The sequence below is a fragment of the Prevotella corporis DSM 18810 = JCM 8529 genome, from assembly GCF_000430525.1.
Taxonomy (GTDB): domain Bacteria; phylum Bacteroidota; class Bacteroidia; order Bacteroidales; family Bacteroidaceae; genus Prevotella; species Prevotella corporis.
Map to the genome: position 1 here is coordinate 21,473 of NZ_AUME01000034.1, position 13,999 is coordinate 35,471.

At 48.0% G+C, this 13,999-nt stretch carries 14 protein-coding genes; 5 read left to right on the forward strand and 9 right to left on the reverse strand.

The window, feature by feature from the left end; genetic code table 11:
- The first annotated feature begins 7 nt into the window (after positions 1-7).
- Positions 8-460, forward strand: coding sequence for a DUF5606 family protein (locus tag H515_RS0107275; protein ID WP_025876890.1), 453 nt, complete (start codon positions 8-10; stop codon positions 458-460).
- A 392-nt stretch (positions 461-852) separates the two neighbouring features.
- On the opposite strand, the gene H515_RS0107280 is transcribed toward H515_RS0107275, so the two are convergent.
- Positions 853-1,224, reverse strand: coding sequence for a DMT family protein (locus tag H515_RS0107280; RefSeq protein WP_025876891.1), 372 nt, complete (start codon positions 1,222-1,224; stop codon positions 853-855).
- Positions 1,225-1,476: 252 nt separating this feature from the next.
- On the opposite strand from H515_RS0107280, the gene aroB reads away from it, so the two are divergent.
- Entirely contained in the window at positions 1,477-2,523 is a 1,047-nt protein-coding gene (aroB, locus tag H515_RS0107290; RefSeq protein ID WP_025876893.1) for a 3-dehydroquinate synthase, read from the forward strand.
- 511 nt (positions 2,524-3,034) lie between these two features.
- Here the strand turns inward: aroB and H515_RS0107295 are convergent.
- Complete coding sequence (locus H515_RS0107295; protein WP_025876894.1) at positions 3,035-3,706, reverse strand: Crp/Fnr family transcriptional regulator; 672 nt, start codon at positions 3,704-3,706, stop codon at positions 3,035-3,037.
- A 133-nt stretch (positions 3,707-3,839) separates the two neighbouring features.
- On the opposite strand from H515_RS0107295, the gene H515_RS0107300 reads away from it, so the two are divergent.
- On the forward strand, positions 3,840-4,370 hold the full coding sequence (locus tag H515_RS0107300) for a hemerythrin domain-containing protein (protein WP_025876895.1): 531 nt from the start codon (positions 3,840-3,842) through the stop codon (positions 4,368-4,370).
- A 7-nt stretch (positions 4,371-4,377) separates the two neighbouring features.
- On the forward strand, positions 4,378-4,737 hold the full coding sequence (locus H515_RS0107305; protein ID WP_025876896.1) for a DUF488 domain-containing protein: 360 nt from the start codon (positions 4,378-4,380) through the stop codon (positions 4,735-4,737).
- Between the two features lie 32 nt (positions 4,738-4,769).
- Here H515_RS0107305 and H515_RS0107310 read toward each other — a convergent pair whose 3' ends face one another.
- The 7 genes from H515_RS0107310 to H515_RS0107340 all read right to left on the reverse strand — a co-directional run bounded on the left by H515_RS0107310 (position 4,770) and on the right by H515_RS0107340 (position 13,327).
- The gene (locus H515_RS0107310; protein WP_028901780.1) at positions 4,770-5,780 is read right to left on the reverse strand and encodes an AMP-binding protein; all 1,011 of its coding nucleotides are present in this window, start codon (positions 5,778-5,780) and stop codon (positions 4,770-4,772) included.
- A 42-nt stretch (positions 5,781-5,822) separates the two neighbouring features.
- Positions 5,823-6,875: an o-succinylbenzoate synthase gene (gene menC / locus H515_RS0107315; RefSeq protein WP_025876897.1), complete on the reverse strand. Its 1,053-nt coding sequence runs from the start codon at positions 6,873-6,875 to the stop codon at positions 5,823-5,825.
- Positions 6,876-6,942: 67 nt separating this feature from the next.
- Positions 6,943-7,770 carry a 1,4-dihydroxy-2-naphthoyl-CoA synthase gene (gene menB / locus H515_RS0107320; protein ID WP_025876898.1) on the reverse strand — a complete coding sequence of 276 codons (828 nt, stop codon included), beginning with the start codon at positions 7,768-7,770 and terminating at the stop codon, positions 6,943-6,945.
- Between the two features lie 101 nt (positions 7,771-7,871).
- Complete coding sequence (menD, locus tag H515_RS0107325; protein ID WP_025876899.1) at positions 7,872-9,551, reverse strand: 2-succinyl-5-enolpyruvyl-6-hydroxy-3-cyclohexene-1-carboxylic-acid synthase; 1,680 nt, start codon at positions 9,549-9,551, stop codon at positions 7,872-7,874.
- Between the two features lie 58 nt (positions 9,552-9,609).
- On the reverse strand, positions 9,610-10,635 hold the full coding sequence (locus H515_RS0107330; protein WP_025876900.1) for an isochorismate synthase: 1,026 nt from the start codon (positions 10,633-10,635) through the stop codon (positions 9,610-9,612).
- 18 nt (positions 10,636-10,653) lie between these two features.
- Entirely contained in the window at positions 10,654-11,070 is a 417-nt protein-coding gene (locus H515_RS0107335; protein ID WP_028901781.1) for a PaaI family thioesterase, read from the reverse strand.
- Positions 11,071-11,590: 520 nt separating this feature from the next.
- Entirely contained in the window at positions 11,591-13,327 is a 1,737-nt protein-coding gene (locus H515_RS0107340; RefSeq protein ID WP_028901782.1) for a M6 family metalloprotease domain-containing protein, read from the reverse strand.
- Between the two features lie 547 nt (positions 13,328-13,874).
- Here H515_RS0107340 and H515_RS14020 point away from each other — a divergent pair.
- Positions 13,875-13,999, forward strand: a 125-nt coding sequence (locus tag H515_RS14020; protein ID WP_154653670.1) for a helix-turn-helix domain-containing protein, incomplete at its 3' end; no start/stop codon positions are given.

Genomic DNA, 13,999 nt, shown 5'->3' on the forward strand with positions numbered 1-13,999 from the left:
GAAAACAATGTTACAGACAATTCTTTCAATAGCAGGCAAACCAGGACTCTATAAATTGGTGAGCCATGCAAAAACGAATCTTATAGTAGAATCGCTCGATGGAACACACAAGCGTTTGCCGGCGTTTGCAACCGACCGTGTGACGAGCCTTGCTGACATCTCCATGTTTACCGAAACAGAAGACATTCCACTGGGAGAGGTGCTGGCAAAGGTCCGCGACAAGGAAGGAGGAAAAGTCATTTCATTTAATTGGCGCAAAGCATCGGGCAAACAACTGCAAGACTTTTTTGCCGAAGTACTTCCCGATTTCGACCGCGATCGTGTCCACAACAGCGACATCAAGAAACTATTGCAATGGTACGACATTCTTATCAATGCCGGCATCACCAACTTTGAGGAGGACTTGAAGCCAATTGATGGTGAGAACATCGACGACCGGAAGGAAGAAGAAGCTGAATAGGTCTCCACTTCAATGAGACATAAGCATCTCCGTATGAAGCCAATGCCTGCATACGGAGATTTTCTTTTATGTGAAAACACCAAAATTTGTCGTTGTACCCGCAATATAACTGCTATCCTGTCTAAGCAATTGCACGGCAGCAAAGGAAACATCTTCTTTCTATTCAGCATCAAACAAACTACCGGAAATCGTTTTTGTCTGTGCCATTCCTCACAAGGAGACAACCAACAGCAGCAATATCAAACCACATCCTTTCATAATTCTTGGGTTTATATTTTTGCATATAACCGATTTGACGTTAATGCCTAAGAAATGTTTAATCAGCGATTACATGAATGTGCTGACCCAACCTACCGCAAATATTGAGTGATGCTTTCCCTAAGACAGAACGCTCATTTCAGGAAAGCAAAGAACACGGCAAGAACCAGAAAGAGAAAGGCTACAAAATGATTCCAATGGAGACTCTCACCATTGAAAAACACGACCGTAAAGACTGTGAAAACCAAGAGCGATATGACTTCCTGGATGACCTTCAACTGCATCAACGAGAAACTGCCACCATTGCCAACGTACCCCAAGCGGTTGGCAGGAACCTGACAAGTGTATTCTGCCAAAGCCAACAACCAGCTCAACAAGATGATGACATACAAGGGGGTAGCATCGGTTATCACCTTCATTTGCTGCAGTTTGATGTGTCCGTACCATGCGAATGTCATGAAAATATTCGAGAACACCAACAGGCCGATTGTGTATAATCCATTCATACTTTTTCCCACTTTATCATTTTCGACGACAAAAGTAAATAAAATCATTGGGACAGACAAGGGAACTTCCGGCTTATCTGACGGAACAGAAGATGAATGCATATCAGCAGAGCGCCCGAAAACGTGCACAAGCCACTCGCCATCTGTGCAATTTCGACACCGACAATGCAAAAATGTGTGAAAAGAACAATGATAATCAATTGAATATGAATGGAAAAACATTATATTTGTAATAACGTTAACAAGAGGGTTATGGAGCAGCGAATTATTATTTCAGACCATTTCAAGAAGAGTTTGGCAGAAGCCATCTCCGAATGCGAGCACGACCAGATATTCGTGCTGACCGACGAGACCACTAAAGATACCTGCTGGTCGCTGATGAAAAATCATTTGAGTATCAAGGGCGCACGGTTGATTACCATTCCCTGTTCCGACTGCAACAAGACATTGGAGTCACTGGTCCACGTGTGGAAAGAGTTGCAGCTGGGGAACGGCTCGCGCCACTCGCTGCTCATCAATGTCGGCGGAGGCATGGTTACCGATCTCGGCGGCTTTGCAGCATCGACCTTCAAACGGGGCATCAACTTCATCAACGTTCCCACCACCTTACTCGCCATGGTCGATGCAAGTGTGGGTGGCAAGACTGGCATCAACTTCGGCGGATTGAAGAACGAGATTGGTGTGTTCAATGAGTCAAGGTTCGTTATTGTGGATACAAAGTGGCTCCAATCGCTCGACACCGAGAACCTGTTGAGTGGCTATGCTGAGATACTCAAGCACGGACTCATCGCCAACGACAGACTATGGGCCGATCTATTGGCTTTCGATTTCGACCAGCCCGACCTGAAAAAGCTGTCCCGTATGCTGTCAGACAGCATCGAAGTGAAGGAGAAAATCGTAGAGAAAGACCCACACGAGCAGAATATCCGCAAAGCACTCAACCTCGGTCACACGTTCGGTCACGCCTTTGAGGCATGGGCATTGAAACGCAAGCCCATACTCCACGGCTATGCAGTTGCCTACGGTCTCATCTGCGAGCTTTACCTCTCTGTTGTCATACTGGGATTCCCGACCGACAAGATGCGACAGACCATCCATTTCATCAAGGAGAATTACGGTTCGCTAAACATCAGTTGCGACGACTATGACGAGCTGATTGAGCTGATGCGTCACGATAAAAAGAACCGCGATCGAAGCATCAACTTCACTCTCCTCAAGGATGTCGGCAAGGTGAGAATCGATCGGATGGCGACCGTCGAGGAAATCAAGGAGGCACTTGACTTTCTGAGGGAGGGATAAAGTTCCTATGACTGCACAACCCACGAGGCGACGGACCCGATAATGACCCTATCGGATTGAAACAAAGCGAGGATTTCCCCATCGTCAGACGACAACTGACATTGACGAACGGTAGTGCTTTTGTCAAATAATTTCATCGGCAACCTTTCGAAACACAAGCTTTCGCACTACGAAAGCTCACCTTTTATGTATCAATAGCTCATCTTTCACCACACGAAAGCTGACCTTTTACAAAACCGAATCTATCACAATGATTATCAGACCGTTACAGAAAAGGTAGCGAAACTTGATTTGTAAATATTTTTCAGCTGATATAATTATATCCCAACCTGACGCAACTGGCGATGATAGACAGGACGACTCAGGGCATGAGGCTATCAGCGACCGTTCGTCTTATCCATAACGGTCTTTCGGACATTCACCGATTTTAATTGAAAGCCAGCATGGATGCCATTCGCTCCGTCGCAAACCGCATGACGGGAACACGCCATTTCCGACAGGTTTGGCGACTTTATCCTATCAGTTTCTGCCGGTCGATGATGGTAATCACCTTGCCATTGATTTCCAATGCTCCTTCTTTCTCAAAGTCGGAAAGCACGCGAAGCAGGGAGAACTTCTGAATACCAAACGAGTCGGCTATCTCTTGGCGCGACCGCTGGAGATGAATCTCAAGGCTTTGCTGCTCTTTCGACAGTTCCAACAGCAGATATGCCACTTTCTCACGTACGGTAAACAGACTCAAGACCTTCATTTTATGGGTCAGGAACACATCTATATTCGACAGAATCCTGATGAAATTCATTCTAATCTGTTCGTCGGTGTCTATCAGCGCTTTCAGTTCGTCGGGCTTCATGCGCAGAAGCTCCACCTTTCCGTCTGTCTCCACACTCACAGGCAACGCTTTTTCGGTGGCAAAGATGAAAGCCGGCGCCACGAGCGTGCCCTCTTTCAGCCGTGTCACCTCAACCTGCTTTCCCGATATCGAAGCCATCCGGCTGATTAGCGTACCCTTGACGATGATATCGGCATACCGGCAAGGCATGCCGGCTAATGCATAGACATCGTGCGACGGTAGTTCCACCACACGGTAGCTTGCGCTCTCCAATGCCATGTCAATCTGAAGCATTGACATTCCGACGAAAAGCGGACAGGCACTGAGCACTTTGATGAATCTATCTTCCATGATTACAAAATTAATTAATTTCGTTCCATCTCCCAACGTTTAACTACTTTTAACCACATCGAGTAACAATTGTTACCCATTGCCGGCGCCCGACTGCGTAATTTTGCATCAAACGAGAAAAGAACAAAGAAATATGAAACAGACAAACATTCCATTTCAGACTTGGGACATTGACCTATTGGTTGATTACATCTTGAAATTCCACCACCGGAACACAAGAAAATACGGCGGCGAGCTGTTGCAGCGGCTGACCCGTCTAGCGACAACCCACCACGAACTCGAAAGTGTGGCTGCCCATTTCAGAAACAGTATGGCCGACCTCGACCTGCATTGTCAGAAAGAAGAGAACGTGTTGTACCCTTACATACTGGCGTTGTTCGACGCCGCAGAGAAGGGAGAACAGCTGGAGGCCTTCCATTGCGGAACGATTGAGCATCCCATCAACGCCATGATGGCCGACCACACTGACGAGACCGAACGGCACGAGAGAATCGCAGAGCTGACCAACAACTATACCGCTCCTGAGAATGCCGAACCCGAATACAGAAAAGCTATCGACGACTTGCGCCTGTTCCGCGATTACCTGCTCGAACATATCCACGTCGAAAACGAGGTGCTCTTCCCACGGGCACTGGCTTTAGAGGGAAAGACGGTTGCACTTTGAGATGATTATCCGACTCAAAAGAATATACGAACAGCCAGAGGACACAGACGGTTTCCGTGTTCTGACAGACCGTTTGTGGCCTCGTGGCATCAGCAAAGAGAAAGCTAAACTCGACTTATGGGCTGCGAACGTTGCCCCAAGGCATGAACTCAGGAAATGGTTCGGACACGATTCCGAACGCTACGATGATTTCAAGCAACGCTATTTGCTTGAATTGGAGGAAAATGGCTCGTTCAATGATTTTCTTACGTCGATAGAGCGGCACGAAGTCGTGACCTTACTTTTCGGAGCTCATGACGGAACACACAACAATGCCGTTGTCTTGAAAGAGAAATTGGAAAGTATCTTGCAATTCAACATTACCTAATGACAATGCAGAATGGCACATCAGGCCGACGGTCACTCCACCAATAACCTTGCCTTTTCACGGGCTATCTTTCCCGTTCCGGTGGTGGGGATAGTCGAAATGGTTTGGTAGTGGTGAGGTTGCCAGTACTTCGGAAGAACGGAAGTGCAGATGTCGCGAACTGTTTGTAAATCGGGCGATTCCGTTAGCAAAACCACCTCTTCGCCAAACTTCTTATTCGGACGCTTGGTGATGACATAAGGCACTTTGAGATGTTGTTTCAAGGCTTTCTCTACCTCTTCAATCTGAATCTTAATCCCGCCCGAATTGATGACGTTATCTTTCCTCCCGATAATTCGGAACTGTATTTTTTCGCTACCGTCAATGTCTTTTACTTTCCTCAACTCTGCCCGGTCGTTCGTCAGCAGGGGCCCATCGCAAACCAAAGGTGCGTCGATGATCAGGCATCCGTCATCATTGAGCGACACATTCACACTATCGAATGGCTCATACCAGTCACTCGCAGCACCACCGTTGAGCCTTCGGAGGGCGATATGCGAGAGGGTTTCGGTCATTCCGTATGTACTCCAAACGGCATTGGGAAATGATTGCAATGCCTTTGAGAGCGAGTCGTCTATCGCTCCCCCACCTATTATCAAATGTTTTATCCGTCTCAGGCGCTCGGTTTCTTCTGGAATTTGCAAGGAATTATAGACCTGTAGGGGAATCATGGCTGCAAAGGTGATGGCCGTTAGTGGATTGTCGAGCGTGGATAGTGATGCGTCGGACAATGGATGGCCCGATGGTCGCACATTGAGAAGTTGGAGATGACGCTCCAAAGAGCGCACGACCATCATTTTTCCAGCAATAAAATCGAGTGGCATACACAACAAGGCCGTGTCGTGTGGCTTCAGTTTCAGGAAGTCGCAGGTTATCCGAGCAGAATTCAACATGCGTAGCTTTTCTACCCATATCGGCTTTGGCGTGCCCGTTGAGCCGCTGGTATGCACCATGACTGTTGGATGCTCGTTGTGCCATTCAGTAAGAAATTCATCTAATTCCATGATTTGTTTAGGATGATTAATGGAGCATTCGGTCGGAGAGACCTAACTTGACGATGAAGAATAATCCAACATCAACTGGTCGCCACGGATGGTTAGCGGCATGGGCACATTGTCGCTGAACAACTGTCCCGTACCTAATCCCTGCGGCATGCTGATGTTCGGTCCATAAATACGGGCCGCAAGCTGGGCAATGGCATTCAGTCCGACATTGCTTTCCAAAGCAGACGTAATCCATGAGCCAATGTTCCGCTCGCGGGCAAGTTCTATCCATTCAGCCGTACCAGACATGCCACCATGCAGACTCGGCTTCAAGATGATGTATTGAGGGCGGATCGTGTCCAACAGCTCTATCTTTTCATGTCGGCTATTCACACCTATCAACTCTTCGTCCAAGGCTATTGGCAACGGCGTCGCTGCACAGAGACGGGCCATCGCTGCCCATTGGTGTTGTCTGATAGGCTGTTCTATGGAATGGATGTCGTGCTTCGACAGTGCCTCCAGTCTGCTCATGGCCTCATCTGGCGAGAAACCACCATTAGCATCCACCCGAAGCTCAATCTGTTCCCTCGTGAACGATTCACGAATATGTCTGACAAGCTCCAGCTCTTTGTCAAAATCAATAGCCCCGATTTTCAACTTTACGCAGTGGAAACCTTTCTGAATCTTCTCGTCAAGACGAGCGAGCATCTCGTCGAAAGTGCCCATCCACACCAGTCCATTGATGGTTATGCCTTCCTCTCCGCGACCAAACGGAGTGTCAAGGATATCCAGTTTCCCGCCGGCCCTTAACTGTGCCAATGCCGTTTCCAACCCGAAGAGCATTGAGGGGTAAGGTCTCATCGCCTCATAGTCTATCTCCCCCGTTCGTTCAAGCACGTCACAGAATGCCCGCAGTGTCCTTTCGTAATCGGTGGGTGGCATGGCGTCGCACGAGAGGTCAGGAAGCGTCGCACATTCCCCCACCCCTTGCACGCCAGGGCTGTCGTCTGACGTCAGGGTGACAAAGAAACTCTGTCTCGTGGTATAAACCCCACGCGACGTTCCAGCAGGATTGATGAAGTGAAACGTCTTTGACGAGATAACTATCTTCAACATTTTGATATGATTTAAAGCATAGATGAGACGGTCAAAACTGCGATTCCGTCATAGCATTCACGAATTCTTATGGGAATTTTGGATATTTATCAAAGTCTGGTTTACGCTTTTCCAAGAACGCTTTGCCACCTTCCTGCGCCTCATCCATGGTGTAATAGAGCATGGTAGCATCGCCGGCAAGTTCCTGAATGCCAGCTTGCCCATCAAGTTCGGCATTGAATCCAGCCTTCATCATTCTGAGAGCGAGCGGCGAACGCTCCATCATCGTCTCCGCCCACTCAACACACTCATCCTCCAACTGGTCGAAAGGGACGACTTTGTTCACCAAACCCATGCGCTCAGCTTCCCGAGCAGAGTATTGGCGACAAAGGAACCATATCTCACGGGCCTTCTTTTGTCCGACGATTCGTGCGAGATAGGAAGCTCCAAAGCCAGCATCGAACGATCCGACCTTAGGTCCGGTCTGCCCGAAAATGGCATTTTCCGACGCAATAGACAAGTCACACATCACATGAAGCACATGTCCGCCACCTATTGCATAGCCGTTTACCATGGCGATAACTGGCTTTGGGAGACGCCGAATCTGCATTTGCACATCCAGAACATTCAGCCGTGGCACTCCGTCGCCTCCGACATAACCGCCTCGTCCCTTAACATGCATGTCGCCACCTGAACAGAAAGCCTTGTCGCCAGCTCCCGTAAGCAATACCACCCGGACATCCAAGGCCTCGCGACAGTAGCCGAATGCCTGTGAAATTTCCCACACAGTAAGTGGCGTAAAGGCATTGCGGTAACGGGGACGGTTGATGGTTATCTTCGCAATATGGTTGTATTCTTCAAATAAAATCTCCTTAAAATCGAATCCTTCGATTGTTTTCCATTCTCTTTTAGCCATAGTTCATTGTATGATTGTTAATGAAAAGTAAGGTTGTAGCACAGGAATTTGAAAGCCATGACAAGTAAGACATGAATCGCCTACCGACCTTCCAACTACTGTCAACTACCTTTACTTCTCTTAAAATGTTCGTAATACTCTCTCATTACTCGTGCATCTTCCTCAGAATCGGTGAAAACCTCCAGCAATACCGGACCTTCCTCGCTGTCGAAGAAAGCCTTCAGCCCCGTTTCCAGTTCGCTTTCGTCATGGGCAGCAAAGTAAACAATGTCGTTTTCCTCACAAATGCCCTCGGCAGTGGTCTCATGCGACGCACCGATCATGCTATCGCGATGTGGCGATTCCTCAAGTCCTGCAAGTTGATGGAAGAGCCCTCCCCCACCGTTATTGAGCAGCAATATGCCAAGATTTGAGTCAAGGTTCCTATTCCACAAGGCATTCTGATCGTAAAAGAAGCTCAAGTCGCCAATCACGCAGTAGATATCCTCTATCTCCCGACGAGCAACCGCCATGCCGACAGCTACCGAAAGCGTCCCCTCTATTCCGTTAACGCCCCGATTTACATGGATATATTGGTTGGAATAGATGTTGCCCAGACGCACGGCCGAACTGTTTCCATAGACCATTTCGCCATCTATCTGTTCCTCGTCGTACAGCTCATGGAATCGTTTCACGGCCAACATCTGTGAGTAATCTGGCTGAAAAGCAGCAGCTTCAGCAGCCGTTTTCTCCAATTCGACCTTCCAACGATTTCCAAATGCTGTCGGTTGGCTGTCCTTCAGCTCATCGGCCATCACCGAGAAAAACTGCTCCGACGTGCACTCGATGATGTCTGTCAGGTTCATGAACGTGTCACGGACATCTCCCCGCTGATCAACCAGCACCGAGCGGATACCTTTGCAACCGCGCAGGAAACGCTTCAGCCGCTTGCTGACAATCGTTCCACCTATATATATAAGGAAATCGGGACGCAATCGGTCATCGTCGGCCAACACTGACAGAAGTTCGTCGAAATGTTGCGGAGGACACAGGTCGTCATTGGCAAGCTTCTCCTGCAACACAATGGTGTATTTGCACAGCTCCTCCAAGGATTCGATGACGTTGCCTATCTCATCGGCCTGCATTTGCCCAACGACTATCATCGGTTTGTGCGCTTTTTTGAAATCAGAGACAAGGTTGTAAACACCCTCTATATCTCCAGCAGTGGCCGAACGTCTGATAAGCCTCTGCGGTGGCAGAGTCTCGACATTGTATTCGAACAACGGCTCGGTGATGGGCACGTTGATATGCACTGGTCCTCCGCCACGTTGAGCAGTTGCCAGCAGAGCTTCATTGACGAGTCGGTTGCAGTACCACCGCTGCTCATCGCCCGATGGTTCGGGCAAATCAACACTCTTGCACACATGTGGCTCAAGGACATTCGCCTGATGGATGGTCTGTCCGTCGCTCTGGTCTATCCATTGCTGTGGTCGATCGGCAGAAACGATGATCAAAGGCAAATGCTGGTAATAGGCTTCGGCTACTGCAGGTGCTACATTGAGCAACGCCGTGCCCGACGTTACGCAAACCACCACCGGCTCATATTCTGACAAACACACGCCGAGGGCAAAGAAACCGGCCGAGCGTTCGTCGGTAACGGAGTAGCATTCTATCTGCTTGCACTCGCAAAGATTGTGCACAATGGGTGAATTTCGTGAGCCAGGGCACACCACTGCTTTACGAATGCCGGATTTAACGAGTAGAGCCGTGAGAATATTCACGTTTTCCTTGTTGCTGAACATTATCGTTTCATCATTTTACGGAGGATTGCTCCCCCTATAGTTTATCAACATACCGACGCTACACCAACAGCTTTCGCATGGTTGACAATTTGGCTTCGGTCTCCTCCCACTCACTTTCCTCGGTGCTCTCCCTTAGAATGCCTCCGCCGGCATAGAGCTTGCAGCATCCAAGCAGTATCTCCATGCAGCGCAACGAAACATAAAGGTGAGTGTCTCCTTGGAGGTTTAGCGGTCCAGCGAACCCACTATAATAATGTCGTGGCGAAGATTCGTTTTCGAGAATATACTCGCGCGCCTCGTCTTTGGGTATGCCACAGACGGCTGGTGTGGGATGAAGAGAGTCGAGCAGATGACCTATGGCATTATCGTCGTTCAGAAAAAAGGTAAAGTCGCTGCGCAAATGCACCAAATCGGCCGCCCTTGTTGTTTGCGGTCCTTCCTCTTTTATCTCTCGTGCATAATCTTTCAACCGCTCACGAATGTAGTTGGCCACATACCTTTGCTCCGATTGATTCTTCTCCGACCAACTGACAGGTCCTTCTCTGTAGGGCATCGTGCCAGCAAGGGCCATCGTCCGCCACCTGCCGCCACTGCCATCGAGCAGTATTTCTGGAGTAGCCATCAGCCATGTGCCAGATTTTGGAGTAGAGAAAAGAGCGACGAACTGCCGTGGGTAGAGCTGACATGCGCGCTGAAATATCTCCTCAGCCTGCAACCCGTCATCCAATGGTGTCTCGGAGCAACGCGACAGCACCAACTTGGAGAATCTTCCACTGATCAGCTGGGAATGAAAATGAGCGAAATCGTCACGATAGGATTCTCGTTCAGCCCGTGCTTTCGATGAACTGAGTTGTCTATCAGAGCTCCATCGGCCAGCCTCTACATCACGGACATCCACTGTTGTAATCTCGTCGGGGTGCATCAATAGGATCGGATTCTCGTCGTCCGACGAGAATGGGGCTATGACAAAGCCACTCTGACCATTGAGGTCGGCGAGCGACGACAACTCAATGGGGCTTGTATTCTGCACCATCAGCGTGCATTGCCTTGCGAATGGCAAACGATATATGGCAAATGACGGCATGTAGGCTGGGGTTTCTCCTTATTTGGATTGTGAGTCGATGACGAAATTAGTCACTTGAACGGTGGAGATGATTTCGCCGTCGTCATTCTTTACATCCACCTGCCACACATGAAGCCTGTTGCCTTTGTGGACGATGCGTCCGTAGGCGGTCACCGTGCCACCGTAGGGCATTGCCTTCACATGACTTCCGCTGACATTGATGCCCAGCGCCATCTTGCCAGGGCAAAGCCCCATAGAGCCCACTCCTGCCACATTCTCAGCCAAAGCTAAGGTTGCACCTCCCGAAAGGAAGCCAAATGGCTGTTTATTACGGTCATCGACGGTCATTTTGCCCATCAATGTATCTGGTTCGGGTGTTGACATGAACTGCATACCAAGAGTTCGGCTCAATCCATCTTCGTTCTCAAGGTGGGCAGCAATTTTTTCTACATCCATTGCGTTAATTTCGATTTGTTGTTTAGAGGCATCCGCGAGGGTTCTACCTGATTATATTTTCATTTCTTGCAAAGATAATAAAAAACAAGCAGTCCACAAAGGATTCAACACGGTTTAGTCGTTTGAATTTCAAAAAAACATAAAGGTTGTCTAATCCTACATAGCGACAAGGATAGCAGGGCGCTTACGAAGGGCGATAATGAGGCTTCCTTGAGTCCATCTGACGTCCCACAATGATTGACAGAAACTGTTTTTTGTCAAAATTTTTCAGGAAACGAGTTCCAATAGGTCAGTGATCAACACATGATAGGTCAGGTATCGCAAGGTGAAAGGTCAGGTTTTGCGAGGTGATTGCTATCATTTCGGAGCTAATAAGATAAGCATCTTACTATCAAGCGTTTACAAATCGACTTTCAGAGTCATATTTGTAAGTATTTATTACTTCATTGCCAACCTATAAAAAAATAACCTCTTCCGATGTCTTTCAGAAGAGGTGATTTGTATTTGTTGGGGAAAAGCACTACTTTATCACATATTTCTTACCGTTTCTGATATAGATTCCACGGGTTGGATGTGCCACTTTGCGACCTTGCAAATCATAGTAGTAGCCATCGCCTTTAATCTCATCATTCCGTATGTCAGCGATATAGGTCGGAGTCAGATAACTGAACGATATGACTCCGTTGGGTGCAACCTGAATGTTATAGACCGGTCGCTCCAACTTCGTGTTATCATAGAGAGTGAAACTTGGTATTTGAGAGCCATTTCCGTAAAGATTCGTGTTCGAAGCGCTGAAATCCAACTCCATGTCATCTGCCGCAACAAGATAGCAGTGCCGCTCATTTTGATAGAGGTTCACCTCATTGTTCTCCCATTTGGTCTTGTCGTATGTGACATGGGTCACCATCAGACCGTTGCCGAATGTGCATTTCTCACCTCGGTAGTTGAAGTCCGACTCAGGATACCATGTTCCTGTATGGCGGTTTTCCAATATAAAATACTCTTGTTGCTTCTTTGGATTGCGCAGCAACACGGCCGATTCACCAGCGATACTGCCAAAAGGATGGAGCTCCACACAGACTGTATCTTTCAGTTCGGCAATATTCTGCCATCCGAGATAGGAGCGCTCGTAAGCCGTATAACCTATGGGCGAACGGCCTTTGCGGATGTAAGCGCCCGTGTCCATTATCGACCAGTTGCTGAAAGGGTCGCCATACAAAGTACTGTATTGACTCGTACAATAGAAATCAGGCAATCCAAGAGCATGCCCAAACTCATGGCAGAACACACCCATGCCCATCAACGAGCCGTCATCGTCGAGCTCATTACCCACGAAATATCCATTGAAATGGAAGCCTTCAACATCGACATTAGGTTCGAAGTCCATCTGACACGGCCATACCAAGTCGGAATTATTGCTACTTGTGGCCTCTCCCTTGCCTGCATACAGAATACTCACAAGCTGAATGTTGCCAGCATTGTCCTTGAACTTACCGAAGTCAACTCCCGATGCCTTGGCGGCCTTGATGGCATCCTTCACCAACCCATCGACATCGGTGTCGTCTCCCCAGCTGTTGTTTTTGCCATAGGCCTTGTAACTCTTGCTAAGCGTCACCTTGGCGACGACATCAAACGTCGGAATGAACTTGCCTTGGCTCTGATCCGTGAAGTAATCCTTCACGGAACCTACACATCCGGGCTCCTCATGGTAGCCTTGCGTGTTGTAATAGCGCCCCATCTTCTTCTGAGTGGTGGTGGCTTGAAACTTGGTATCGCTGAACTCGACCATGATAACCGGTATCGTAACCTCGCCGATGCTTTTTACCGCACCGACACCGCTTTGCCCATATTTGCCCAATCCATCATCGGTGGAGGCATGAATCGCCTTTCGCGACTTTGCAAAAAATCGCTGAACGTTGAATTGTTCCAGCTCCGCCAAACGGGAAGCGACATCGTTTTTCCGGAGGAAAGCAGCCTCCTCGCGGGTCCTATTTCCATTCTCGTGGGCAATTAGGTCAGAAGCCACCAGCCGACCGTCAACTATCACTGCGTAGCAGATGTCTCCCGACGCATTCTTCATGAGAATTTCATTATCGAGCGTTGAGTAGTAATCCACACGTCCATCACCATGGACAAAAACTTTGATGGTTGTTCCATCACTCTGCGTCATCTCCCACAGTTTCCTGATTGGACGAATGGCAGATGCTTGCAAAGATACGACCAACGCAATGAGAACCAACAGTATATTTTTCTTCATACTTTTCAAAATTACTGATAATTAGTTTTAAAGCCATTGACTTACAAAGTTAGGTATTTATCTAAATAATGTCTCGCGCGCCACTGCATTATTCAAGTATTTTAACAAATATTCGGTAGGATGAAAGAGGTATCATCATCCTCCCAATAACGAAAAAACATTGTCAAAAAGCACAGGCAACAACCAACGGCTGAATAAGCATCGCACAACCATTGCCAAACATTATGTTGGCAATCGGTGAGCTAACTTTCAACAATATTTCGTAAATTCGCACCTGAAAACAAACCATCAATCTGAATAGTCGTGGCCCATTCGTCACTAATCGTTAGTCAATGACATTGCCATTATTAGCTTTTAACCGAAAAAAAGCGCAAGTTCAACATAGAACTGCAATCCCAAGTACGGGTGTAGCTTAATAATCTATACCTGAAAACACCGAGGGGGTTGGGGGCGAGCAGCCCCCATGAGTGGAAAAATCAGCAAGCAATGCATAAAAATGAAAAAGGGAGACCTCTGTCTCCCAAAGATTAATTAAATTTGCATTGCTATGTACAAACAATTAACCTCGGAGCAAAGGTACACAATTTCTGTGCTACTCCAAAACGGAATGAAACAAAAAGACATTGCCAAAGCGATAAATGTAAGTCCAAGTACAGTGTCACGTGAAATAAG

Coding starts and splice junctions, on each gene's coding strand:
- aroB (WP_025876893.1), top strand. CDS start 1,477: ATGGAGCAGCGAATTATTATTTCAGACCATTTCAAGAAGAGTTTGGCA.
- menD (WP_025876899.1), bottom strand. CDS start 9,551: ATGTTCAGCAACAAGGAAAACGTGAATATTCTCACGGCTCTACTCGTT.
- H515_RS0107330 (WP_025876900.1), bottom strand. CDS start 10,635: ATGCCGTCATTTGCCATATATCGTTTGCCATTCGCAAGGCAATGCACG.
- menC (WP_025876897.1), bottom strand. CDS start 6,875: ATGTTGAAGATAGTTATCTCGTCAAAGACGTTTCACTTCATCAATCCT.
- menB (WP_025876898.1), bottom strand. CDS start 7,770: ATGGCTAAAAGAGAATGGAAAACAATCGAAGGATTCGATTTTAAGGAG.
- H515_RS0107300 (WP_025876895.1), top strand. CDS start 3,840: ATGAAACAGACAAACATTCCATTTCAGACTTGGGACATTGACCTATTG.
- H515_RS0107310 (WP_028901780.1), bottom strand. CDS start 5,780: ATGGAATTAGATGAATTTCTTACTGAATGGCACAACGAGCATCCAACA.
- H515_RS0107280 (WP_025876891.1), bottom strand. CDS start 1,224: ATGAATGGATTATACACAATCGGCCTGTTGGTGTTCTCGAATATTTTC.
- H515_RS0107340 (WP_028901782.1), bottom strand. CDS start 13,327: ATGAAGAAAAATATACTGTTGGTTCTCATTGCGTTGGTCGTATCTTTG.
- H515_RS0107295 (WP_025876894.1), bottom strand. CDS start 3,706: ATGGAAGATAGATTCATCAAAGTGCTCAGTGCCTGTCCGCTTTTCGTC.
- H515_RS0107335 (WP_028901781.1), bottom strand. CDS start 11,070: ATGGATGTAGAAAAAATTGCTGCCCACCTTGAGAACGAAGATGGATTG.
- H515_RS0107275 (WP_025876890.1), top strand. CDS start 8: ATGTTACAGACAATTCTTTCAATAGCAGGCAAACCAGGACTCTATAAA.